Here is a 25,511-nt window from a genome sequence, read left to right on the forward strand (position 1 = left end):
TGGGGCTGGGATGAGCTGGGCGAGTCCGAGCTGTGGATACTCGACGTCAGCGACCCCGCCAGTCTCTCGTTGCTCGGGAAACTGCTGATAGACGACGCCGGGACGCTGATGGCGACGAGGTTCGACGGGGAACGGGCCTACACGATCCACCTTCCGGAGAGGATAGACCCGCTCGACGTGCTGGACCTCTCGGACCCGACGGATCCCAAGCTCACGGACGTGTTGGAGATCCCCGGATGGATAACGCACATGGAGGTCCGCGGGGACCGGATACTTGCACTCGGCGTGGACGACACCGCGGAGGAGTTGCAGGTGGCGCTTTCGCTGTTCGATGTCAGCGACGCGTACAATGCGGTGCTGATGGACCGCGTCGTGATTGGCGAGGGCTGGAGCTGGTCCTCCGCCAACTGGGACCCGAAGCAGCTGTCGGTGATGGACGATCAGGAACTCGTGGTCGTTCCCTTCACCTCGAGCTTCGTGGACAGGAACGAGTGGTGGAGGACCGCGCACGCGATACAGCTCGTGGACTTCGACCTCTCCTCAGGTGACCTGACGGTGAGGGGGATCGTGAACACTCCCTCGTCCATAACGAGGACACGCCATCACGCGGACAGGATACTCGCGTCGTCCGACAGGACGCTTCAGGTGATCGACTTCACCGACCGCGATGACCCGTCGGTAACGGCGGTAGTGGAGCTGGCCGTTCACATAGTGGACTACTTCAAGATGGGCGACCACTTCGTGAGGTTGGTCCAGCACGACTACGGTAGCACGATGAGGCTGGAGACGAGAGGCCCCTCCGGGATCGTGTCGATGGACACTGGTCTGCTGTGGGGCCACGCCCTCCCTGACGAGCCGTACGTCTACATGGTCGGCCACGGTTCGGAGGATAGGAAGTCGTACCTTCGCATCTTCGACTACTCCGACCCGCTGAACCCCGTTCGGATGGGCGACGTGGAGCTTCCAAACGAGGGCTACGGAATAGGCATCGCCCCCATGATGGAGGTGGGCTACTACGGTTACTCGAGCCTCGTCCCAGCTCTGGATGACGGGTACGTGGTCTTCTACAGCCCCGAATACGACTGGGAGTACGAGACGCCCCGGTACACGCTTCTCGTGATCAGCGTGCTCGATCCATATGACCCGACGGTCATGTCGAGATACAGCTTCAGGGCCAGCATGGTGATGAACGCGCTCATCGAGGGCGACATCTTCTACTTCACGGACTACGAGTACACCTGGGAGCGCATGGGCGAGGAATACGTGTGGGAGACACGCGACTGGCTTGGGCGGGTCTCTCTCAAGAATCTGGACGCCCCCGTGCAGCTACCGTCAGTCGACATCCCGGGATTGATGATCAACGTCGAGGGCGACCGCGTCTACACTCTCGCGGGAGGATGGGAGGAGTTCCAGACGGTCAACGTCCTCGAGCTGCAGGATGACGCCGCGACCGTGCTTCTTTCGGTCCAGGTGGACGGGCACGTCAGCGGCATCTTCGTGGAGGACGGTATCGTCTACCTCAGCAACACGACCGCGTACTGGTACTGGATCGGCGAAGAGCGTCCGAGGACGTACTTCGCGGTGCTGGACGTGACGGACACCGAGAACCCGACGGTCCTCGGCTTGTTCCAGGTCGGCGGGTACGCGCACCTGTGGAAGCTCGAGGGCGGTTATGCCTTCCTGAACTCCTTCTCGGGCTGCCACTTCATGTTCGACGTGCGCGGCGATCCGAGCTTCGTCGGCGTCTACCACTCGAGCGGGTGGGTCACCCAGCTTCGCGTCTACGACGACAAGGCGTACTTCGTCGAGGGACTGTACGGCGTCGAGATCGTGGATCTCTCGTAAGTGAACCGATCGGCGCGTCCAATGGTCTGTTCCGGCGAAAGGATTAAGGTCAGCCTTCCTGATGCGAAGTCATGGAGGAGCCCAGGCCAATGGTCTACAAGCACAGGGGGACGAAGTTGGGGACCGTCTTCCTCATCGTCTTCCTCGTGGCGCTCATCCTTCTCGTCGTCTCACTCGCAATGCGCAGTCTTCTCACAATAGCAGCGATATTCATGTCCCCGCCGATAATGGTCATCGCCCTCGTGGCCGCCGCGTACCAGTTGCGGTGGAAGAGAATCGTTCTCACCGAGGAGGGCTTCTACCTCTGGATCGGAGGAAAGAAGCGCTTCAAGGCGAAGTGGGCGGCCGTGAGGAATGTCGCCAACGCCGACCCGCGTGCCGAGGAGATCTCTCAGTTCGCGTTGGACGTGCTGGACACAGCGACAGCAGAGGATTACGACGAATTCCGGAGAAGGCGCACCGACACCAGCGGATCCACCAAGGGCACTCTGATCTTTCGGACCGAGCGGCGGACCCTCAAGCTGAAGCCAGGCTCCCATTTCAGGAAGGACACGCTGAAGGAGATATTCCGCTTCGCGTGCAAGATGCAGAAGCGGTACCCGCACATGGTCGTGGAGGACTACGCGGGATGGGCTGAGAAGAGTCCTCAGAGCGATGCCGCTGAGTTCATCCACCGCCCAGGCCTGTGAGCTGTTCGCTCACGTCCCAGAGCCGCTTGGCTGTGTCCTCATCGTAGGATAGCTTCGAGGACTTCGCGGGCCTGCAATCGGCGAAGTACTTACCCGTTACGCCATCGACCTCGGGCGAGGACGCGAGATAGATCGCTGTCGCCGCCCCATTCTCTGTCTTCTTGGCGAGCAGTCGGAAGATGAACTGTGCGCCGCGGGACATGTACCGCCCGAGGTTCGTCTTCGCCATCCCGGGGGTGAAGCTGTTGACGGTGACGCCCATGCCCGCCAACCTACGGGCGAGCTCGTACGTGAAGAGCACGTTCGCGACCTTCGACTGCCCGTACGCCCGCATGTGCCTGTACCCACGCTCTGCCTGCAGGTCGTCGAAGTTTATGCGGGCCCGCTTGTGGATACCCGAGCTCGTGTTGACGACCCTCGCGGGAGCGCTCGCTTTGAGAACGTCTAGCAAGAGGTTCGTCAGGAGGAAATACGCCAGGTGGTTCAACCCGAACTGCAGCTCCAGGCCGTCTACAGTGAGTATGCGCTTCGTGGGCCACAGAGCGGCGTTGTTCACCAGTACGTGCAGGCGGTCGCGTGTGTCCATGAAGTCGGACGCCAGCTTCCGCACTTCCTCCTGCGAGGAGAGGTCGGCAATCATTAGCTCCACGGACCCGCTTCCGGTCTCGCGAATGATCTCGTTCCTGGCCGCCTCACCGCGCTCCTTGCTCCTGCAGACCATCACGACGTCGGCTCCCATCTCCGCGAGCTCGCGGGTGGTGACGTAGCCTATCCCGGAGTTGGCGCCGGTAATCATACAGACCCTCCCGTTCATGCTTCCTGACGTACCATCCGACACCCTAATCACCCGGAATCACAGCTGCTGGAATATCATGCTGCGTTGGGTATATTAGAATTGGTCTGACGGACCTGCCCCCACCAGAGCCGTCACAGAAACCTCTGGCCCTGGCTTGATGATAGCTCCCGAGCTCTCGATACTCGTCGGCGGGCTGATCCCGCAGCCGTGAGCTAGGCGTCCTGTTCCTCGGTCACGTCCTCGGAGGGTTCCTCTTCCGGCGGTGCTTCTTCTGGCGGGGCCTGCCTCCTGCGCATCACGAGCGCCGCGATGGCTATCACGACTACCAGAACGATGACCACTCCGAGGATCAAGTACATGTCCAGACCCTCCTCCGCCTCGTCGGTCACCTCAACATCCATGGTCGTGGAGTTAGTGCCCCCGCCAGTGTCCCGGACCTCGAGCCTTATCGTGTGCGTTCCCGCTGAGTCGTAGGTGTGCGTCGCCGTCTTGGTCGTGGACCAGGCAGTGTCCCAGGTCCCGTCGTCCTCCCAGTCCCAGCGGACCTCGAGGGCGGCTAGCAGGTCCTCAGGATCCGAGCTCCCGCTTGCGTCCACAGAGAACTCCGTGGTCGTGTCCCCTGATGTGGGAGATACCGTGAAGGACGCCGTCGGCGGCTCGTTCGTGAGCGTGGCGTTGACGACGAAGTTGGCGGTGTTTCCCGCCGCGTCCGTTGCCCTCGCCTCGATGAAGTTGTTTCCGAAAGTCAGGGTAATTCGAGCTGACCAGAATGTTGTCCCTGAGGCGAGGATCCAGTCCTCTCCGTAGATTCGCACATCCACCCGTTTGAGCCCGCTGAAACCCTGGTCCGATGCTGTGCCAGTAACGATGATCTGAGCGGTGTCGAAGCTCTCGTACTCTGTCGGCGAGAGTATCACGACGCTGGGCTTCTCCGTATCCTCATAAGGTGCCATGAGCGGGTAGTTGTCCACGCTGTCCGCGTCTATCGTGTAGTTCGTGTCGCCTATCCCGTCCCCACCGGTGCATATGTCCTGATCGGGCCCGCTGCAGTCGTCCACGCCCGCATAGTCGGACCAGTAGTTCCCGCCGGAGGGATAGCCGTCGTCCCACGCGTTCGCGCCGTCGTCGAAGGCCTGGTTCGGGGCGTTGTCGATGTTGTTGTGGTGCACGAGCATTCCCGTCGCGCTGTAGAGACGGATGCCGTCCCCAACGTTCGAGGAAACGTTGTTGGCAGTGACCGTTGAATTCTCCGTGTGCCGAATGTATAGCCCGTGCTCCTGGTTCGAGTGGGCCTCGTTCCCCGTAACCGTGACCCACTCACTGGAGTACACATCCGCTCCGCTCATGTTGTTGTGGGAGAGGACGTTTCCCGCGATCGTGACGTTCTCCGCGTACTTCAGGGATATCCCGTTCCAGTCGTTGTTCGAGAAGTCGTTCCCCGTGAATGTGACGTTCTCCATCGTGCCCAACCTGATGCCGTCGTATACGCTGCCCGTGACCACGTTCCCGGATATGACGGCGTCGTTGCCACCAGACACATAGATGCCATTGGACCCGCACGACGTGACGGTGTTCCCGGTGAGGATGAAGTCATCGACGTTCCCGAAGTTCATGCCTCTGTACGTGCCGTGGGCCACGACGTTGTCCGTGACGACGGCTCTGCTCACGGAGGACATCGCGATGCCGAGGGTCGTGTCGGACGCGTCCACGTTGGCGACGCGCACGTCATCGCAGTTCACCATGATGAGCTGCCCCACCGGGATGCCGTCGATATCCACGCCGTTGCAGTTCCTGTAGTAGAGCAGCGGTTCCCCGTTGACGGTGTTGTCCTGGATCGTGAGAGTGTCGTGGTCCTCGAGGGAAAGGCCGAGCAAGACGCCGCTGGAGATGAACTCGTTGCCCTCAATCGTCCCGTTCGGGGACCCGCCAAGGTTGAGGCCGCCATCCGACGTCGACGTGAACGTGCTGTTCGAGATAGAGAAACCATCCGAGGCCCCGACGTATACCCCCCATCCGCTGTCGTGGAAGTCCATGTCAGCGAGGGTGACGTCCGGCGAGTATCGAATCCCCACTGCGTGTTCGCGAGCCGAGATGCTGCTGTCCGATATCGTTGCCCCGTCGGCGTAGAACATCTGGATGCCGTACAGGGTGTCCGTGATGTCGACATTGGCCACCTGGACGTTCGTGCAGTTGACGAGGATGAGCTGACCGATGGGGATGCCGTCGATGTCGAGACCATCGCAGTTCTTGTGATAGTACAGCGGCTTCCCGTTGACGAGATTGTCAGGCGTTATCGTGTGCGAGTTGTAGAGGGAAGGCTCATCGCCGTAGTCCTGGATCCAGATGCCGTCCGATGTGATGGTGTTCCGGGACATGGTGAGGTTCTCGGATTGGGTGAGCCGGATGGCGCGGCGGGTGGTCGGGGCTATCGTGTTGTTCACCAACGTCGTGTTGTCGGCCCGGTCGATATGCAGCCCGTACTCGTCGCCGGAGATCGTGCTGTCCATGATGGTGACGTTGTTCGTTATGAGAATCGACACGGCATACCTGTTGTCCGTGAGCGTCGCGTTCTCCACGCGCCCGTCCTGGAGCCGCCCGAGGAAGATGTCGACCGAGTCGTTCGTTCCGTCCGAGTGGATGGCCACGTCGCGGATGATGAACGGCATGTCCGTGTTCCAGATCCTGATGCCAATCTCGTTCGTGGCGTCGATCTCCCAGCCCTCTATGATGTATGGGTCGCCGGGTGTGCCGGTGCCGCCCGTGACGCCGTTCGCGGCGGTGAAGCCCGCGTTGTTGCCGATATAGATCGGGTCGTGCGGGGTCAGAGCCGGCGCCCTTTCAGGCACTATCACCACGAAGGCCGCCAAGAGCAGGGCCGTCAGAACTAGCACGCAAGAGAATCTGTTGGAATTCATGGATACACCTTGCCGCCTGCAACGAATCAAGACATAAAAGCGTTTGCCCCAGGCCGAGCGGCGGGCGTCAGAACGGTCTCAGCCTTTCTTGCGCCTTCTGCGGGTTCCCGCGGTCTGCTTCACCAACGGATGGCTCTCGACCACCGTGAACACGAGGAAGCGGTCGCCCCGGGCGTCCTTCTCCCTCTGCAGCTGCACCAGACCCCTCTCAACGAGGGTGTTGAATATCTTCTTCCTGTCCAGGTGACTTATCTCGGGGAGTGCCTTCGCCAGCTTGACCACGAGGAAGCCGGAGAGCTTCACGCTACCGTACTTCGGGACGTACTCCTTGTGCGCCTCCGCGGCAGCCTGCAGCGCCTTCTTCTGGTCGTCATCGAGCGGAGCGACGTGCTTGACCTTGGTCCACCTTCCTACCTTCTCTGCCGTGACGAGTCCATCTCCTGCGAGCTTCTGTACCTGCCGAAGGATGTCGTCCTCCTTCAGCCCGAGCTTCTTCGCCAGCCCGGCGGTCGTCGTTCCTTCCTCCGGGATGTGCTTGATCAGTGAGGGCAGCCTCCTGGGTTTCTTCTTCGGTTCGCGGTGCTCGACGAAGTCCCGCTCGGAGAACGGCTTCAGGCTCTCGGGGTCGATGTACCAGTACCTGTCCTTGCCCACGAGCTTCTTGATGTCTCCGGAGAGCGTGCGCTCGAATGAGTAGAAGATGATCTGCTTGCCCCGCTCCTGCGCGCGCTGGGCGATGGGCAGGTAGTCCCTGTCGCCTGACAGTACGACGAGCGCGTTGATGTCCTCGCGGGTGAGCATCACCTCCTGCAGGCGCAGCGACAGCTCGATGTCCGCGCTACTCTTGCCCCTGACACCCTTCACGTGCACTGCCCTTATGCCCATCGTGTAGAGCTCGTTGGGCACGTCCGGGTTCATCCCCCAGTCCGCGAAAGCCTGCCTGATTATTGGGGACACTCCAAGTGTCTCGGTCATGTGCGATATCGTGTTGCCGACGATCTCGACCGACTTCAGCTGGGCATCCGATCTGTCGTGACCGTACTGGTTCATCAGACAGGCGTAGATGTTATCGTAGTCTATCAGCAAAGCGCCGTAGTTTGTTTCTGCCATGGTCTCTCCACTGGCTGCGAGTAGACGCACCGACTACTTCAAGTTTATGAGTGTGGGGATTCGACTTGACCTCCTGCGCGCGACGACGCCGACCCGCCTGTTGGATTCGTGCGTCGGATGGTGACGAAAAAGCTTTAGAGTGCGAAACGACATTCCGGCTTCTGGAGGAACATGCACATGGGGCAGATCCGGCACCAAATCGTCTTGCTCGCAGTCGTGACCTTCGTGGTTGTGTCAATGATCATCTCGGTCATTCCTGCTCCAGAGCCTCAGGAACACGGCGGTGCCGGGGAGAACATCGAGGGCGAGGTGACGAGGATCGTGGACGGGGACACGCTCTATATCGATGACGTCAAGATCCGCCTGGCGCTGGTGGACGCGCCCGAGTATGGGGAGACCGGTTACGACGAGGCGAAGGACTTCGCAGCGGACATCTGCCCCGAAGGATCGCAGGCGACGGCGGACCAGGACGACTGGCAGCTGGAGGACGAGTACGGGCGCATGATCGCCGTGGTCTACTGCGGCGGGAAGAACCTGAACTACGAACTTCTGAAGAGCGGGCACGCGGTCATTCTCACGCAGTACTGCGCCGTCAGCGAGTTCGGCGATGAGACGTGGGCTGTGGAATACGGGTGCTAGCGTCGTCATAGGAGTGCGCGGGTGAATCCACTAACCGACCAAGTTCGACGGCGTCAACAGCATTATAACGCCGTGTAGGTATCCCTGTCCGAGGGGATGCGTCAAGGCGTCCTCCGCGCCAAGGAGGGGCGCGTAGAAGTACCCAAAGCCCGAAGGGGAGGAGGTGAAAAAATGCCAAAGCAGCTACTTGAGATAAGTTTCAAATTCAACATTCCGAGAGAGGAGTACGAGGCGGCGGCGTGCGACCTGGCCAACGCGTTCGCGAACGTCCCCGGCCTTCAGTGGAAGGTCTGGACCCTGAACGAACAAGACAAGGAGGCGGGAGGCGTCTATCTGTTCGAGGACGAGTCCTCGCTGCAGACGTTCCTCGCGAGCGATCTCGCGGCGCAGGTCAAGAACCACCCTGCTTTCAGCGAGCTAAGCGCGAAGCCGTACGAGGTGCTAGAAGAGCCGACCCGCACCTGCCGCGGTCCGGTTTAGATCCCTCGGATTCGCACGGAGGCGCTATTGCGAGACGGCAGTAGCTCAGCGGACACGCGGTCATCCTGACATACTACTGCGAGTTCGGCGATGAGACGTGGGCTGTGGAATACGGGTGCTGACCAGGGTCACAAGGCGTCCGCACGAATGTGTCATTTGAGCAAACTATATCTAGTTATAACGTTATAACAGATACTGATGAGCAGCACTTTCGAGGCCAAGCTGAGGAGGATAGGGAACTCCCTCGGCATAATCATCCCCTCCGAGGTACTGGACGAGCTGGGCTACGGACAGGGGGACAACGTGAAGGTGATGATTCCGCTCAAGAGGAAGGAGCGACTCCTGGCACTGGCCGGTATGTACGTAGGAAAACCGCGATTCAAGAGGGACAAGAGGGAAAGGTTCTGATGTTCCTTGACACGACCATCGTGGTGGAGGTCCTCCGCTCGAGGCGGGAGTCCGAGAGGTTCGGGAGGATTCTCGAGGCGATCGAGGACGACCCCTTGTTCATCTCAATGCTCCAGCTGGCGGAGCTCTCGGATTGGTGTCTGGAGAACAGCATCGACCTGTCCGAATGGATCTCGAGGCTGAAGGGCATCGTGGGAGTGGTCCCCCTGACCGAGGACATCTGTCTGGAGGGCTCCAGAATCAAGCGCGAAATGCGGGAGCACGGCATGTCCAAGTTCAGCCTGCTGGACGGCATCATCCTCGCGAGCGCGCGGTCGATCGACCAAAAGCTGCTCACGACGGACTCCGATTTCCGCGGGGCCGAGGATGCTGTTGTTATCGGGTGAGCGGTCTCACGCGTTTCCGTGGCGGAGCGCAGGCGCCTACTTCGCGCCCGCCCCGCAGTGCATGCAGAACTTATCGCCCGCTACCAGCGGTTGACCGCACGAGGCGCATAATGCCTGCCCGGGCTGAGGTCCAGGTTCCTCCGGCGGAGCTTCCTCCACGGGCGGTCCGGGTTCCTCTGGCGGTTCCGTCTCCTCCGGAGGTGCCGGTTCCTCCGCGGGCGGTTCCTCGACGGGCGGGGCCTCCACCGGAGCGGCGGGCGGTGCTGGAGCGGCGGGTGGCGGCGGGTAGTACGCCGGGGCCGGCGGGGCGGCGGGATACGCCACGGGCGCCGGGTGCTCCGTGACCTTCCCCAGCTTGAGGAACTTCCTCAGCAGCGAGATGTACACGTAGAGCGCGATGATGGGCACGACGAGGCCCTTGATGAACAGGCCCGCCAACAGCCCTATGCGGTTGAAGTTCAGGTTCAGGGCGCCGAGCACGAACGTCGCGACGAGGATGGTGCCCACGCCGTTGACTATGGTGAAGATGGGCCAGGAGTAGCTCCTGAGCTTCCCCGGGTAGTTCGTGTCCTTCCCCACGCCCGAGATGAAGAACGCGAAGACGAACGACGCTATGATCAGCAGCACGGAAGCCCCTATCCAGGTGTACATCATGCCCTGCACCTGGCCGATGATCGCGTCGAACGTGCCGGCCGTGGTGCTGCTGAGCCCCATTATGTCCTCCAGCAGGATCGAGAGGGACTCCGCCATCGCCCCCGGGTAGTAGATCCGCCACAGGTACGTGAGGACGACCCAAAGTATGCACATGATGCCGGCCGTGAGGCCCAGCGCCATCGTCTTCCCGCTGACGACCTTCCTCAGCCCCACGCTGATGACCACGAGTCCGACGCCTATTATCGCGAGACCGAGGTAGTCGACGTAGAAGCTGTACATTATCAGAATCACTCCCACGAACGCCTGGTCGAACGCCCCGCCCGGGTCCGAGAAGATGACCCCGATGGAGACCACCAGGAGCAGCAGGCCTATGACGATCATCAGGTTCTGGACGAACATCGCGATGGAGCCCACGGCCCCTATCGCTCCCCCCGCCTTGGCGGTCGAGCTCGCCTCGGCCGGCCCCTTGGCCTGCTGGGCGAGGGCCGCGCCGCAACGGGGACATGTGACGTCGGTCTCCTGAATAGCGCCTCCGCAAGTTGTGCAAGTTGTCATGTGCAACCCTTCCGACTGAGCCGGCATGAGCGTCAGTGTACTAATCCCTTTTGATGGCGCGGAGGACTCCCATCTGCTTGCGGGAACGCTGTGCAGGCGTATCAGGTTTCCGATGGTGAGGGCGTCACGACAACACTCATATAGCCCGAAGCCGTTCGATCCACCGGAGGATTCTCATGGGTGTAACGATGAGACTCATTGGTCTCGGCATGATTGTGATGGCGATACTGTTTCACATCGTCGGTGCCGTGGTGGAGGTGGGGCCTCACGAGATGAACGAGCGGTACGAGAATTCTGATCTCTCCGAAAGCGAGTTCGACAGGATGATCGCCGAGGAGAACCTCTTCGCGGGGCACCTGATGGCGTTCGCGCAGGTCCTTCTATTGGCGGGCATCGGCTTCATCCTGTATGACGTCGCCAAGGGCGTGAGGCGGAGACCGTACGACAGGACGTTGCTCTAATCGCCTCTGTCGTTTTGGCGAAAGGGCTCTAGGCGGGAGGATCAGCGCCATTCCTTCATCTGCACCATGATGTAGCAGGCGAAGAGAGAGAATGAGACCACCAAGAACAAGACCCCGCCAAGGAGGGTCACCCCGGACACGGTCAAGGCGATGAGGAAAAGGCTCGATGCGACGATGGCGTTCACGAAAACCACAAAGAAGTAGCCCTGAATTCTCTCGGCGGGCCCTTTCCATGACTCCGCCCCATCCTCCTTCGATTCGAAGCGTTCGTCGCGGGCTTCACTTTCTTTCAGGCGCCGCTTCCGACGCTTCCTCTCCGAGCCTATCGCGCCGACGAGCAACACCGAAAGCATGACAATCATGAATGCTCGAGCTGCCCATGTCCAGAATTCCCAGAAATCCGCCATTGGGTCTTCATCATCCTCAGGGGGCGGTAGCGCCGTGTTGTTGACGAAGACTGTCACCGCCACCTCGGCCGAGTAGCCAGTTCCGTCGAAGGAGCGCGCGTATATCGTGTGATTGCCGTTTGGGGAGGTCCTAGTTCTCCAGCTGATGGTCCAAGAGGTACTACCGTCGACCACCATCCACCGACCGTCATCGATCCTGACCTCCACGTACGCGACCGTTCCGTCCGGATCGCTTGCAGTGCCGTTTATGGGAGCGATTCCTGACACCGTGGACCCCTGTGCAGGAGCTGTTACGGTGCATGCTGGATGCAGGTTCCCGGGCTTCCCGGGCACTTCGATCGATCGTGGACCCTCACCAACGAAGGTCACCGCAGCGACCGAGTAGTAGTACGTGACGCCGATGGTCACGTTCGCATCGCTGAAGGAAGTGACGTTCCCGCCCATCGCCTGGAAGGTGCCCTGGCCGCGGCTGGTTCCCCGATACACGCTGTAGTTCACGACGGGGAGTCCGCCGTCCGAAAGAGGCGGTTCCCACGTCAGGTTCACGTGGTCGTCTCCGTCGAGGGCCTGCAATCTCAGCGGCAATGAGGGTAGGACGAAGGACGGCGGATCAGGTCCCATGAGCGGGTACAAGTCCGTCCCTTCATCCATCGGGAACTGGTAGGGGGTGTCACCGATTCCGTCGCTTCCCGGTATGTCCTGGTCCGGACCGAGCTTGTCATCGGTCCCGACGTAGTCGCCCCAGTAGTTGCCGCCCGATGGATATCCGTTGTCCCACCGATTGGGACCTGAAGTGATCACGTGCCGCGTGTTGTTGATGAAGATGTTGTGGAACACAGTGTTGTTGTCCGAGAACGGCAGGTGGATTCCGTAGTAGTTGTCCGAGACGTTGTTTCCCGTGACGACGTTTTTCCTCGAGTCGGAAATGACCACGCCCACTTGGTTCCGGACGGCGGTGTTGTTCGCTATCGTGTTGTTCGAGGAGAAACCGAGCTGGATCGCCACGGAGGTGTTGTCCACGTTAAGGCCTTCCACGAGCCAGTCGGAGCAGTTGGCCAGTATGACCTGAGCCGCGTCCGACGGTACGGTCCCGCCAACGACATCCTTCCAGTAGTAGACCGGGTCGCCGTCGACGGTGTTGGTCGTGTCGATGGTGTGGCTGTTCCAGTGCTCCAGGGACTCGCCGTCCAGGTAGATGCCGTTCTCGGACATCGTGTTGTGGATGATTGTGGCGTTCGTCGAGTAGATGACATACAGGGCTATGTTAACGAAGTTCGAGTGCAGCATGTTGTCAGCGAAGGTGTTGTTGTCGGAGCGGTGCAGGGCGATCCCGAAGCCGTTTCCAGAGACGTTGTTCCCGCTCACGTTGCAGTTGTGAGCGTAGTCGAGCTCGACCCCTGCATCGAGAAATCCCCCGCCTCCCGTGAACGTGAACCCGCTGATGTTCACCCAGCTGGCCAACAGGTGCGCTGTGCGGGTTGTCCCGCCACCGTCGATGATCGTCGCGTCCCTGCTCTCACCTATCAGAGACATGGTCTTGTTGACGACGACGTTCTCGAAATAGGTTCCATTGAAAACGTATACTGTGTCTCCTGGATTTGCGGCATCAATCGCGGCCTGAATCGTCGTATGGTTCCCAGGTCCCCCGCCGCCGACGTACAGGGTCGCGGCGCTCACCTCCGAGGCGAAGGGCACCGAGAGGGCGAAGACGCTCGCCATCATGACGAGCACTACGAGCAGACTCCACCTGCGCATGCCATCCTCCCCAACTTGACTATGGCAGTTGTCCAAGGGCAGATAATCGTTTTGGCGGGAGGGCTGCGTGCTCGCTCCTGGTCTCGGTGACGGAGGGCATGGCGGTCAGATGGACTTGTCCCGCCACTGATGCGGTCCACAATGGCCAGTGATTTGCCAGCGAGAATCATTAAATAGGCAGGGAGGCGTATTTCCACACGTAAATCACCGCCATCGTTCGCGAGGATGGTGGTCACAAATAGGTTGGAGGGGATGCACGATAACGCTTCTAGTCGACGGATAGCTGTTTCGCCAATGCTGTCCCGGGAGGCAACAGACTTATACTCGTATAACGATATGGTTATACATGGCGAAGGACACGATAATCAAGGCCCGCATCCTCAAGTGGGGGAACTCCTACGGGTTCCGCATCCAGAAGGCCGACCTGGAGAGGTTGGGTCTCCGCCCCGGGGAGGAGGCCCTCGTGCGCTTGGAGAGGAGAAGCGATGCCGTGGACCTTTCGGAACTCCCGACGTTCAAGGGCGGGATGCCGGACGACTCCCTGCGGCACGACGAGCTCCTGGGAGAGGCCCGCCACAAGACGAAGAAGGAGAAGAAGTGATGCGGGTCGCCGACACCAGTGCCCTGTACGCGCTCTTCTCCGAGGACGATCGATTTCACAAGAGGGCGTTGAAGGACGTGAGCGGTCCTGACCCCATCGTCGTCCCGTCCGAGATCCTGGTGGAGACCATCGACCTTCTCGCCTACCGATTCGGCCGGAGCGCAGGGAGGAAGGCCCTGGACTCCCTTCTGCAGCTTCCACACGTGAGAGTCGCGGAGAAGGTCGAGTTGAGCGCGGTCGGAGAGATTCACAGCAGAGGGAAGCTGAGCCTCGCCGACGCCTTTGTGGTCCAGACCTGTGTGGCGCTCGGAGCGGATGTCCTGGCCTATGACAGGAGGATCGTTGCCGAGCTCCGGAAGCGGCGCCCGTAGCGAGCGTCTGGGGCGGTGCGAGTTCTCTCATAATCGCTTTGGCGGGAGGCCTACCTCTCCGCCTTCAGTATGACCTTCTCCGAGTCCTGACCCAGTTCCCCGTCCCGCCAGCCCCTACACTTAAATAGCAGCAACGGGTTTTTTCAGCCTGTTGGGAGGAAGATGATCATTCACAGAGTGGCAATCCTGCTGTGTGCGGTTGTGCTTCTATCACCTTACGTCACGGGCGGCGACGGCAACGAGGAGGAGCCCCTTCAGCAGCTGATGCTGAGGGTGGGAGCGCAGGACGACATGAAGACGAGGAACATACTCGGCCCGAGCGACATATGGACGTCTAACCTGCTCTCGCCCGTCTACGGCAGCGTCGGTCTCGAGGACCCGGCGACGCAGGGGCCGCTCCCCTACCTGCTCAAGGGCGTGGACGCGGACGACGACGGCGTCTTCGACCTGGACGAGTACGGCACGTTCCAGAAGGAGGTGCTCCCGTTCGACGTCACGGCCTACTACGACTTCAACGGCGTGCTCTCGCACGACGGCGTCCAGATGACGATGGACGACCTCCTCTTCAGCTATCACCTGCGCGCGCTAGACCCGCGGGAGATGTCGCTCGACGTGATCAAGGACAAGAACAACCTGCCCGGCACGAACTACTCGACCAGCAGGTGGCTCCACGTGTGGCCGGTGCTGGACAACTGGGACGCCGGCATCCCCGTGGGTCCCGATGCGACGCTGACGTTCGCGCTGCGCTTCAGCCAGCAGGCGACCTACTCGGGCTTTGTGAGGCATGTGCTCAGTGACGCGACCATAATCCCGATGCACATCTGGGAGGGGACTGGGAAGCTGTGCCTCAACGCGACCGGCGGCGTCTGCGACTTCTGGAAGATGGGGCTCCACTCCGACTTCGGGTACGCATACGACCCTGTCACGCACAACGGGGTACCGGCCACGAACCCGAACGCGTTCGACTACTTCGATGCGGAGAGCTGGGAGCCGAGCGATGACGAGGTCGTGGGGACGGGGCCCTTCGAGTTCGATACCTGGATCCCGGGCGTGTCCGCGTGGACGATAAGGTACGAGGACTACGCGGCCGACGCCCTCGACTGCGAGAGGTCCGGCACCCCGCCCGTCTGCCAGGGCAACTTCTACAGCCACATGCACAAGCCCATCATCGAGGGGATGCTGTTCAAGATCTACAAGACCGCCCAGGCTTCGATATTCGCACTCCAGGCGGGCGAGATCGACCTTGTCTCTTGGTCTGTCCCGCCGGAGTTCTTGCCGAACCTTCAAATAGACCCGACCGTGGGGATCTCCATCACCGCCGAGCGCGGGTTCACGTACCTCGGGTACAACATGCGCATGTCCCCCTTCGGCTATCTGGACAACGACCCCACGAAGGGTGACGACGGCTACTACCTCCGCAAGGCGGTCTCGCACGTGATAGACAAGCAGCTCATCATCTCCGTCCTGCTCCAGGACTACGGCGTGGCAGGGAACCAGCCCATCCGCCCGGAGGATGTGCTGTGGTACAACGGGTCCGTCACGAAGTACAACTACGACCTGGACGCTGCGCGACAGATCCTGGACGACCACTACACCATATCGTTCCAAGGAGGACCCGGTCTCGGCTGGACGGGTGGATACAGGAATCTGCCGTCGATAGGCAACTCCCAGATCGAGATACTGTGCCCGCAGGCGGACTACGATCCGATACAGGCCTCCGCGTGCAACATGATCGCATCCAAAGCCAGAGAGGTCGGATTGAACATGATGGCGCAGCTGATGGCGTTCAGCGAGATCACAGAGCGCCTCGCCAACCGCGACATGCAGATGTGGACGTACAGCGAGAGAATCAACTCCTACCCGGCAGAGTTCTACACCGACTTCTACTACTCGGGAGGCGCGCCCGCCGGGCTGAACTACGCGGGGTTCCAGAACTACACGTTCGACAGCCTGTGCACGGATGCGCGGGCGGAGCTTGACCTGAATAGGCAGCAGCAGCTGATCAAGGAGGCCAGCGCGCTCCTCGCGGACAACCTGCCGAACGACGTGCTGCACTTCAAGGACAACATCGAGGCGTACCGGGAGGACCGGTTCGTGAACTGGACGGTCGGGCGCGCGGACTCGATATTCGCCGATTCGTACTGGTCGTGGATAGGCATCCACCCGCCCTACGGGACGACTGTGGACGTCCTGCTCCCGGGCGGGGGCACGGTGAACGAGGGCGAGAGCCTGCCGGTCGAGATCTTCGTGCACAACGGGTACGGCGACCCGCTCGGAGGCGCTAACGTTACTGTCTACGTGTCGCCGGCGGGCCCGACGGTGGTGCCCGACTCGGGGGTCACGGCGGCGAACGGCACGATCGGGACGATCACCTTCACTGCCCCGGAGGTGACGCAGGACACGATGTATTGGGTGACCGCCTACGCGGACTACATGGGGGAGTGGGGGAACGGGAGCGCCTCAATATTCGTCCGAAACGTGGACCTGCTGCCGCCGGAGATGCTCGACGTCACGGCCGAGCCGGACCCGCAGGAGATGGGCGGGGCGGTGAACATCAGCCTGAGTGTGCAGGACGAGTCGCTCGTGTGGGTCATCTGCCAGGTGCTCGACGCCGGGCTGGTGGAGATCGAGAACGCGACGATGTTCTATGACAGCTTGAGCGACAGGTACTACCTCGAGCGCACGTACGACGCCGCGGGGACATACGGGTTCAGGATATGGGCGATCGACCTCCACTGGAACGAGAACTCGACGGAGGGCAGCTTCCACATCCTGGGGCCCCCGCCGACGATCTCGGACGTGCAGTGGCAGAGGCTGTCCGGGAACATCCCGACGTCCGTGAACGTCTCGGCGACGATCGAGGGCGCGAACGGCGTGGACGGGGCGTGGTTGCACGTGTGGGACCCCGACGGACAGGAGATCGGGAACTACTCGATGCTCTCTTCCGCGGACCTGTACTGGAAGGTCGTGCAGGCGGGGACAGCGGGGACGTTCGCGTTCCGCATCTCCGCGAGGGACGCCTTCGACAAGTGGGCCGCGCAGGACGGCGCATTCACGGTCGCGGACGAGACGCTGCCGACAGCGGACGCGGGCTCCGATGTGATAGTGAGCCAAGGGGATACGGTCACATTCGATGGAACGGGGTCGACGGACAACTGGCGGGTGGAGAGCTACATGTGGACCTTCTTCAACGGGACGGACGTCGTCACGCTGCACGGGCCGCTGTCGGGGAGCATGTTCAACGTGGCGGGCGGCTTCCTGGTGATGCTGGAGGTGCGCGACCCTGCGGGGAACGCGGACCAGGACTACCTCTTCGTGCAGGTGATCGCGACGGACGCGGACGGGGACGGCCTCTCCGATTGGGACGAGGAGAACACTTACGGAACGGACCCCGCTGACGCTGACACGGACGGCGACGGCATGGGTGACGGGGCGGAGGTGGCGGCCGGGAGGGACCCGCTGACCGCCGATGAGGAGGGGAAAGAGGTGAAGCCCCTGGCGGAGGAGCTCTGGTGGGTGTTCCTGCTGTTCGCGGTGGTGTTCCTCGCCGCTCTCGTGCTGCTGGTTCTCATGGGGTGGATGAGAAGGAGGCCTGAGGAACCCGCCGAAGAGGACGAAAGGGCGCCGCCGGAAGAGTCCGAGTGAGAATGCGCAGGCGGCTCTGAAATCGTTTTGGCGAAAGGGCCGCACCCCGCGTGGCATTGAGCGCATGACAGCGATGGAGGGAAATGGGTGGCCCCCTTGGCGATTCCCGGCTGGCACCGTCAGACAACGGCGCTAGGTCTCGTCCTCGTCCTCCAGGACGTCCTCGGCTTCGTCCTCCAAGACGTCTTCCTCTTCGGGAGCCTTCTCTGGGCGCAGTCGCTTCTGTAAGAGCATACCGATCAGGAGCCCGACCACGAGGCCAATCAATAGACCGAGCGGGAGATACGTGACCCATTCGGCGGGTCTTTCCCCAGCCTCCTCGATCGCGTCCACTGTGAGCGTGAATGCCAGGTTGTCGACCGTCAGGGAGACATTGCAGATGCCGCCGCTGTCAGGCGTGAATGTCGTGTGCTCCCCTGTGGTCGCTGAAAGGCTTCCAGAACCCTCGGTCACCTCCCACACGTATGAGAGGTCGCCAATCCGATTCCCGTACTCGTCGTATCCCTGAGCCATGAAGAACACGGAATCGCCGACTCTTACCGTCGCGCCCGGGGGATCGACCTCGACATGGTGCAGGGGTCCTGGCGTGACGTAGAGCTCCGCATCGGCAGTAGCCCCGCCAGATTTCGCGGTCACGATGCCATATCCTGCCCATGGCCCTGCAGTGAGCAGGCCGTTCTCGAAGGAGGCACATCCTTCATGAACGCTCCACTCCACGTCCGGGTCGGGAATGAGATTGCCGTAGACGTCCCAGACCTCGGCTTCGTAGAGCTGCTGGTCGTCCACTGAGAGGGTGATGTTGGCAGGGGTGATGGTCATGTCATAGGGATCGCCAGGCAGTACACTGAGGTCTGCAGAGCCCGTGATGCCCTCGGTCGCAGCAGTGACCTGTCCCGAGGCCACGGACTGACCGGCGAGGAACACCCCGCCTTGGTCTATGCTCCCGATGCCCGCATCGACCGACCAAGTGAATGTCACCTCCTCGAGTTCATTGTCATGCTGATCATAAGCGGTAGCTGTGAACTGGAAGCTTTCGTCCACCTGCAGGGACACGACGGTCGGCATAACGAGCACGTACGTGGCGGGTCCCGGTGTCACGAAGACCGTCGCCCTTCCCTCGTGCATTCCGGACGTGACGATGACCTCGCCCTGCTGGGCCGTTGTCCCGGCGGTGAAGAGGCCGTCTGACGTTATGGCCCCGATCCCTCCGGCTACGGACCAGGTTAAGGTTAGCCCGACGATCTTGTTGCCGAAGGGGTCGTAGGCGGTTGGCGAGAACTGCATCTGCTGTCCCACCTCCACACGTGTCGAGAATGGCGATGGAATGATCTGGTCGAGCGCGCCTGGGACGACATCCAGAAGCGTCGCAGCGAGCCCAAGCTGGCAGTATACGTTGATGGAGTAGCTTCCCGCTCTCGGGTCGGAGTAGTCGAAGGACGCCGAGCTTTCCCCTGAACTGATGGTGACCGTCGTTATCTGAGAGGGACCGCCCGTTTCGAGGAAGTAACCTGTTGAGGACGATGTCAAGAGGATCATATCTAACGCCTCTCCGACCGGGATTGGCTCACCGGAGGAATCGACGACGGTGACCTCGAAAGCGCCCCTCTCGCCTGCAACGAGGGTTGGGGGCGCCACCGTCAGCACGATGCCCGAGGCGGTGCGGAGCTGGAACTCAACGTCGGGTGTCACAGGCGGGGACTCCTCATTCCCCATGAGGTCGGTGGCTATCGTGTAGAGGCGGTAGAAGCCTTCCCCATCTGGGCAACTGAAGAAGAGGCCTCCGCTGCTCTCGGTGCCCGTGATGCTCAGTTCCTGGTAGAGAGTCCACTGTCCGAAGGTGAGGTTGTCGGAGCTGAAGCTGTAGTGGAGCGAGATCATATCGAGACCCTCCGTCGGTTGAGGATCCGATGCGTAGTAGGATATCATGAGAGGCTCGTCCTGGAGGTATGGAACCTGGAGGGCGTACGAGGACGGGGCGGTCGTGTCGGGAGGCTCGAACTCGGTGTGCACGTAGAATGCCGTGTTATTGATGAAGCCCATGTCCAGGAGCTCCTGGGCGGCGTCGTAGAGGTAGAGCTCGACCTGGAAGCTGCCGTCGTAACCGGTTCCGTATATCTCTGGACCGTCGAACTGCAGCATCACTGACCGAAGGCCCGCTGTCAGATTCGTGCGGTTGGTCACCCCGTCGATCCAGTTGCCGTCCCACGTGTAGAGGAGCGCGTCGATCTCATAGTCACCCTCCTCGACGACGAGCACCGACGCCTCAATGACAAGATATTCGTACAGGCCATTCGGCGGGACATCCGTGTCCAGACCGTAGTCGCTGTGCGGTGGCTGGAAGAAGGCTGCCCTCGGCTCGAACTCCGTGTAGCTGTAGGCCCCCGTTATGAAGACGTCGCTGCCGATGAACGCGAAAGTTTCATTGTAGAGGCTCATGTAGACCCTGTACGGGCCGTCGGCGAACATGTCCCTGATGACCGAGCCGTCGAAGTGCAATTCGATGGAGTGGAAGCCTGGGCCCAAATCATCTGTGAACCAGTAGTCGTCCAGGTGTATCGAAGGGCTCAGATCGCGGAGATTGGCCACGAGCGTGTAGTTGCCTGCGAAATTGACAGTGATGTTCGCCAGCACGACGAGGTCATCGAAGTAGCCGTTCGGCGGCATGTCGGTGTCCAGCCCGTAGTCGTAATACGGCGGAGTGAACTCCGCTTCTCGGGGTTCGAAGTCCGTGGCCAGATAGGGGGATGTCAGATAGCTGTCGCGATCCTGCATGGTCCAGTTGTAGTCCTGGATGTACATCTCGGCCAGATAGGGTCCGTCGATGCCAATATCGTAGAGGTAGCGGCCCCAGAAGTAGACCTCGATGATCTGCGGCCCGACATCGAGCCACGTGTAATTCCCGACCCAGTCGATTGGGATCGTTCCGGTCTGATCGAACAGCTCGATATACACACCATAGTCCCCCGCCACGGAGACGTTGACTGAGGCATTGATGATCAGGAAGTCGTAGTGTCCGTTCGGCGGGATGTCCGTGTCCAGGCCGTAATCCGAGTGCGGCGGGGCGAAGGAAGCGTTCGGCATCTGGAAGTCGGTGTGCAGATAGGGGGAAGTGAAATGAACATCAGAGTCCAAGTGGTTCCATCCACTATCCCAGAGCGTCAATTCCACCAGGTACGGTCCATCGATCCCGTAGGCCCGAATCGGGATTCCTTCGAAGCTCACATTGACGGTGTTGAGGCCCGCAGGAAGGGTCAGACCCTCAAAATAGTGGTCGATGTATGCGGTTCCAGAGAAATCCCAAAGGTCGGCGCCTATGTAGAAATCCCCAGCCATCGTGACGTTTATCATCACGTCCACGATGAGCTCGTTGTACAGACCATCGGGCGGCATGTCGGTGTCCAGGCCATGATCGGAGTGCGGCGGTTGGAAGAAGGCGGGATCGGGCTGGAACTCCAGGTAGCTGTACGCGCTGGTCAAGTAGATGTCGCGATCGATGACGCTGATGTTCGACTGGTACAGCTCCATGTCGACCATGTAGGGTCCGTCGATCCCCATGTCTCGGATGTATCTGCCGTAGAACCAGAGCTCCAGAGTCGTGTTGAGGCCGGGAGATAAGAAGTCGCTGGCATACGCCCAATCGATGATATGGAGACCGGAGGGGTCCATGAGCATTGCATCGACCTGGTAGACGCCCGCCTCGATGACGGTGAGGTTCACCTCAACGACCAGGTAGTCGTAGTAACCGTCGGGCGGGAAAGCGTCCACGCCGTAGTCGGAATGCGGCGGGGAGAACGAGGCGCCTGGAGGGTCGAATTCAGTGTGGTTGTACGGAGCCGTCAGGTGAGTATCGTTCCCGATGAACATCCCGCTGTCACTAAGTTCCATGCGGACGATGTAGGGCCCGTCCATTCCGGAGGCGCGGATCGCCACACCGTTGAAAGTGATGTTGAGCATCTCGATTCCAGGCGTGAGTGAACCACTATCCATATCCCAGTCGATCTCAGTCACGCCGAGCGAGTCATATAGAGTCGCGTAGACGCTGTACCACCCTGAGACCGAGACATTGAGGAACACGTTCAGAACCAGCCGGTCATAGTAGCCATCCGGCGGGAGGTCTTCATCAACAGCATAGTCGAAGTGCGGCGGGAAGAACTTCGCCCCGGGGGGCTGGAACTCGTCATGCATGTACGCGGCGGTCGTGTGCCTGTCCACATCTAAGAGTTCGAATCGCGGGCTGTAGAGCATCATCTGAACCATGTACGGTCCGTCGATGCCCGAGACCCGAATGCTGGTGCCTGAGAACGTGAGGTTGAAGGTCGAGATCCCGACAGGCAGGAAGGGAAACTCCCACGCGAGGTCGATGATCACCATGCCGGATCCGTCTGAGAGGTACGCATTGATCTGATAGGATTCTTCCTCGGAGACGTTAACCCTGACCGCAACAACGAGGTCGTTGTAGTAGCCGTCAGGAGGTACGTCCGTATCGAGGCCGTAGTCCGAGTGCGGGGGCTCAAAGACCGCCCCTGGGAGGTCGAAGTCAGTGTTCAGATACGGCGTCGTCACGTAGGTGTCATTATCGATGAACTTGTAGGATGCGTGTGCGGCGAGTTCCACGAGATAGGGTCCATCGATGCCCGATGAGCGGATCTCATGTCCTGGGAATGGCAGCGCAACAGTGTTGTTGCCTGCGAGGAGCTGTTCCAAGACTCCGCCAAAGGAGATCTCGGTTGTCTTGGTCAGGTCGAACAGGACGCCCACGATGATGTATTCACCAGGTACCACCGCATACAGGCTCACATTCACCTGAAGAGTGTTGTACAAGCCGTTCGCGGGCACATCGTCGTCCACAGCCGTGTCTGTGTGCGGAGGGTTGAACCAGGCATCGGGGATTTCCGTGTGAAGCTCCACGTGGGCGCTGACGCTTTGGTTCGCGGTTGAGGTGAAGTTCAAGAGCGCTACGTCCGCTCCCGTCCCCGGCGGGACCTCCACCATAGCGGTTACGTCCACCGAACCGCCGGAGGGAATCGAGCCTGTGTCGTTGAGGCCTGAGCCGGTGTTGTCCACAAGTGGATTGGTGCCAGCTGCGTCGAACATCGTGACGTTCCAGGTCGATGTGACATTGATGTCGAAGATGTCGGCACCGCTGGTTCCCTCGTTCTTGACCGTCATCCTGTACCAGACGAAGGATGAGGGCGGACTCGTCCTCCTCTGGAGAGAGGGGATGACCTCCACATCGACGACCCCGGCGGGAGTATCAAGGAACAGGGTACCGAAGGCCTCGAGCTGAGGCCTGTAGATGAAGAACGTTGGCCAGGTGTCATAGAGAAATGATGCCTCATCATCGACAACACCAGGGGCGGCCTCACTGAGACCCGCGAAGCCGATGGACTCTCCGGGGGAAACGCCCAGAAGTGCGAGGGGGATGGATATCTCGTACATCACGTGATCCAAAGGCTGTGAAGGGCTCGGACCGAAGCCCATGGCCCCTGCCAGACCAGTGTGGTTGGGCAGGCCCGGGTCGAAGGGCGAATCCTCCAGGAGCCAGAAACCCATCGCGTCATAGACGTAGTGAGCGGAGCCGTCATATACTGCACTCAGAACGAACTGGTCCTCTCGTCCTGGGGTGGCCACACCATCGCTGTTGGTATCGAAGGAGAATGAGGCTGCATCCCTCGCACCGGGGGTAAGGTCTCCCACGACGTCGTAGGACAGGTACAGGAAGCTGGCATCGTTCATCGCCAGCATGCGGGCTGGGATCATGTTGCCAGGGATATCGATCAGGTCGATCACCGTGGCGTTGTCCCACTCGCCGATCGTGATGTTCCCGTCGATGGCTGGCGGGGCTCCAGTCCAATTGGAATCCATAGAGGCAGGATAAGAGGCTCGCGCGCTCGGGAAGAACGATAGAACGGAGATCAGAAGAACCGCACACAGGACACCCACGAGTGTCCTTCTCAATCCAAAATGGTCATTTGACACAGTCACACCTCCACCGTTTTCTCAACAGACTAGGCGTATAATAATCTTTTCCCGCCAACCCTGCCCCTTCAGCCGTTGCGCACAACCAAAGTCGCGTCTGTGGAGACCTTCATCCAATATCCCTGTCCCGCCCGAAGAAAATCGGAGTCCTGCAGCACCCGCAGGAAGTGCGGCGGGGCGGTGGGGTCGAAGCCCTCCACCCGCTCGACGGGCAGCTCTGCCTTCAGGTCACCCACGGTGTAAGAGATGTTGAATGAGGGATATCCGATGAGGTTCCATCCGCTCCGCAGATGGATCGCCGTTTGAGCGGGAACGATACCCGCCACGGTGAGGTTGCACTCCTCGGTCGCGTTCACCCACAGACCCATCGTGTGGTTGAGATTCGCTAATCCTCCGTATTCCTTGGCCGTCATGTGCCACTGCCATTCCCCGCTCGAGGAATCGTAGGACCAGATCTTGTCGTACTTGACCGTCTGCAGCACTCGTTCAATGGATTCGTTGGACTGCACGAGCGGGACCGAGACCAGAACCGGGCCCTGGACGACCTGGCGGGTGAACTTGGCGGCCTGCATGTCCGCGCACATCTTGCCCCCCGAGAAGCTCCTCGCGCAGACCAAGAAGAAGTACGTACCGGGGTTGCCCTCACCGGCCATGAGTTCCGTGTAGCTGTGCTCGCCAGTAGGAATGCTAGCCCTGAAAGGGTATGTCAATCCAGAAGGGTCATACCACCCGCCCCGGTAGATCTCGTAGCTCTCCACGAGGCCCAGGGCCTCATCGGACGACGCGTCCCAGGACACGGTCACATCGGTGAGACCCGCGCCGCTCAGGCATGCACTTATGTTCCGCGGCGGCGAAGGGTCGTACGTGCAGGACTCGATGAGCGGGTACCTGTCCGCACTGTCGAGATCGATGACTCGCGCGGTGTCCACGATGCAGTCGGACCCCGGTATGTCCTGGTCCGGACCCTTGTAGCCGTCCGGGCTTTCGTGATCGGACCAGTAGTTCCCGCCCGACGGGTATCCGTTGTCCCATTCGTTATCCGCGCGGTCGTCATACGCCTGCTTGTTGTTGTACCGGAGCTTGTTGTGGAATATCCTGTTGCCCTGCGACGATTCCAGCCTGACACCGTAGCTGTCGAGCCAATCGCCGTTGGACGTGACGACATTCCGTGTGATCGTGTTGTTGTCCGAGTCGAAGAGCCGGAGACCGTCGCCGCCGAACCCATACACTTGGTTGTCCTCCAGGGAGCTGCGTTGGGCGTGCATCAAGCTGATACCGATCGTGGTGAAGGACGAGAGGTGGCCTTCGATGTGGTTGTTGGCTATCCGGTTGTCATATCCACTGACCTCGATGCCGCTCCCGAACGTGGTCATGGAATTGTTGGCCAGGAGGTTGCGCGAGCCGCCGAGGATGACGCAGGTCTCCCAGCAGCCGAGCATCGAGTTGTTCGCGATGGTATTGTCGTTGCCCGTGATGTCGACGGCGAAGTGGTTCTCCCAGCCCCCGCCTGGGAAGAAGTCGTTCTCCAGGATGACGTTGCCGTGGGAGGAGACCGTGCGGATGCAGGTATGGTGGTGCTGGGCCAGCTCGTTCCTGTAGATCGTGTTGTTGTTCGATTCCACGAGGTCGATGCCGTACCAGTGCGAGTAGAGGCGATTGCGGGCGAAGGTGTTCCCGTCGGATTGCACGACAGATATGCCGTCGGTCCAATCGGACATCCAGGGACGGAGCTCGTTGTCAACGATGGTGTTGTTGTGCGAGCCTGAGAGCTCGACAGCGACCACTTGGTGGTCCTGAACAGAATTATTGGCGAGG

General features: G+C 60.7%; 17 protein-coding genes. 10 read left to right on the forward strand and 7 right to left on the reverse strand.

Going from position 1 to position 25,511, the window contains the following annotated elements:
- The coding region (locus LN415_06515; protein MCJ2556746.1) for a beta-propeller domain-containing protein at positions 1-1,845 on the forward strand (1,845 nt) is incomplete at its 5' end.
- A gap of 71 nt (positions 1,846-1,916) precedes the next feature.
- Positions 1,917-2,534 (forward strand): hypothetical protein, encoded by a 618-nt coding sequence (locus LN415_06520; GenBank protein MCJ2556747.1) that lies wholly within the window; start codon positions 1,917-1,919, stop codon positions 2,532-2,534.
- Here LN415_06520 and LN415_06525 read toward each other — a convergent pair.
- From LN415_06525 to LN415_06535, 3 genes are all read right to left on the reverse strand, one after another.
- Positions 2,512-3,348, reverse strand: coding sequence for an SDR family oxidoreductase (locus LN415_06525; protein ID MCJ2556748.1), 837 nt, complete (start codon positions 3,346-3,348; stop codon positions 2,512-2,514). The genes LN415_06520 and LN415_06525 overlap by 23 nt on opposite strands.
- Positions 3,349-3,542: 194 nt before the next feature.
- On the reverse strand, positions 3,543-6,245 hold the full coding sequence (locus tag LN415_06530; protein ID MCJ2556749.1) for a right-handed parallel beta-helix repeat-containing protein: 2,703 nt from the start codon (positions 6,243-6,245) through the stop codon (positions 3,543-3,545).
- Positions 6,246-6,323: 78 nt separating this feature from the next.
- Positions 6,324-7,355: an NYN domain-containing protein gene (locus LN415_06535; protein ID MCJ2556750.1), complete on the reverse strand. Its 1,032-nt coding sequence runs from the start codon at positions 7,353-7,355 to the stop codon at positions 6,324-6,326.
- A 177-nt stretch (positions 7,356-7,532) separates the two neighbouring features.
- Here LN415_06535 and LN415_06540 point away from each other — a divergent pair, with 177 nt between their 5' ends.
- The 4 genes from LN415_06540 (at position 7,533) to LN415_06555 (ending at position 9,268) form a co-directional block, all read left to right on the forward strand.
- Positions 7,533-7,994, forward strand: coding sequence for a thermonuclease family protein (locus LN415_06540; protein MCJ2556751.1), 462 nt, complete (start codon positions 7,533-7,535; stop codon positions 7,992-7,994).
- Between the two features lie 171 nt (positions 7,995-8,165).
- Positions 8,166-8,474, forward strand: coding sequence for a YdhR family protein (locus LN415_06545; GenBank protein ID MCJ2556752.1), 309 nt, complete (start codon positions 8,166-8,168; stop codon positions 8,472-8,474).
- A gap of 198 nt (positions 8,475-8,672) precedes the next feature.
- Positions 8,673-8,882 carry a hypothetical protein gene (locus LN415_06550; protein MCJ2556753.1) on the forward strand — a complete coding sequence of 70 codons (210 nt, stop codon included), beginning with the start codon at positions 8,673-8,675 and terminating at the stop codon, positions 8,880-8,882.
- Positions 8,882-9,268: a PIN domain-containing protein gene (locus LN415_06555; protein MCJ2556754.1), complete on the forward strand. Its 387-nt coding sequence runs from the start codon at positions 8,882-8,884 to the stop codon at positions 9,266-9,268. The genes LN415_06550 and LN415_06555 overlap by 1 nt, the downstream gene beginning before the upstream one ends.
- A 36-nt stretch (positions 9,269-9,304) precedes the next feature.
- Here LN415_06555 and LN415_06560 read toward each other — a convergent pair whose 3' ends face one another.
- Positions 9,305-10,477: a zinc ribbon domain-containing protein gene (locus LN415_06560; protein ID MCJ2556755.1), complete on the reverse strand. Its 1,173-nt coding sequence runs from the start codon at positions 10,475-10,477 to the stop codon at positions 9,305-9,307.
- Positions 10,478-10,653: 176 nt separating this feature from the next.
- Here LN415_06560 and LN415_06565 point away from each other — a divergent pair, with 176 nt between their 5' ends.
- Positions 10,654-10,938 carry a hypothetical protein gene (locus LN415_06565; protein ID MCJ2556756.1) on the forward strand — a complete coding sequence of 95 codons (285 nt, stop codon included), beginning with the start codon at positions 10,654-10,656 and terminating at the stop codon, positions 10,936-10,938.
- Positions 10,939-10,979: 41 nt separating this feature from the next.
- Here the strand turns inward: LN415_06565 and LN415_06570 are convergent, their stop codons facing one another.
- The gene (locus tag LN415_06570) at positions 10,980-13,100 is read right to left on the reverse strand and encodes a right-handed parallel beta-helix repeat-containing protein (protein ID MCJ2556757.1); all 2,121 of its coding nucleotides are present in this window, start codon (positions 13,098-13,100) and stop codon (positions 10,980-10,982) included.
- A gap of 346 nt (positions 13,101-13,446) precedes the next feature.
- On the opposite strand from LN415_06570, the gene LN415_06575 reads away from it, so the two are divergent.
- The 3 genes from LN415_06575 (at position 13,447) to LN415_06585 (ending at position 17,717) form a co-directional block, all read left to right on the forward strand.
- Positions 13,447-13,701, forward strand: coding sequence for a hypothetical protein (locus LN415_06575; GenBank protein ID MCJ2556758.1), 255 nt, complete (start codon positions 13,447-13,449; stop codon positions 13,699-13,701).
- Positions 13,701-14,072, forward strand: coding sequence for a type II toxin-antitoxin system VapC family toxin (locus tag LN415_06580; GenBank protein ID MCJ2556759.1), 372 nt, complete (start codon positions 13,701-13,703; stop codon positions 14,070-14,072). The genes LN415_06575 and LN415_06580 overlap by 1 nt, the downstream gene beginning before the upstream one ends.
- A gap of 162 nt (positions 14,073-14,234) precedes the next feature.
- On the forward strand, positions 14,235-17,717 hold the full coding sequence (locus tag LN415_06585; protein MCJ2556760.1) for an ABC transporter substrate-binding protein: 3,483 nt from the start codon (positions 14,235-14,237) through the stop codon (positions 17,715-17,717).
- Positions 17,718-17,849: 132 nt separating this feature from the next.
- Here LN415_06585 and LN415_06590 read toward each other — a convergent pair whose 3' ends face one another.
- The gene (locus LN415_06590; GenBank protein MCJ2556761.1) at positions 17,850-23,582 is read right to left on the reverse strand and encodes a hypothetical protein; all 5,733 of its coding nucleotides are present in this window, start codon (positions 23,580-23,582) and stop codon (positions 17,850-17,852) included.
- 182 nt (positions 23,583-23,764) lie between these two features.
- Positions 23,765-25,511: right-handed parallel beta-helix repeat-containing protein (locus LN415_06595; protein MCJ2556762.1), on the reverse strand; the 1,747-nt coding region annotated here is incomplete at its 5' end.

This window comes from Candidatus Thermoplasmatota archaeon, assembly GCA_022848865.1.
Taxonomy (GTDB): Archaea; Thermoplasmatota; Thermoplasmata; order RBG-16-68-12; family JAGMCJ01; genus JAGMCJ01.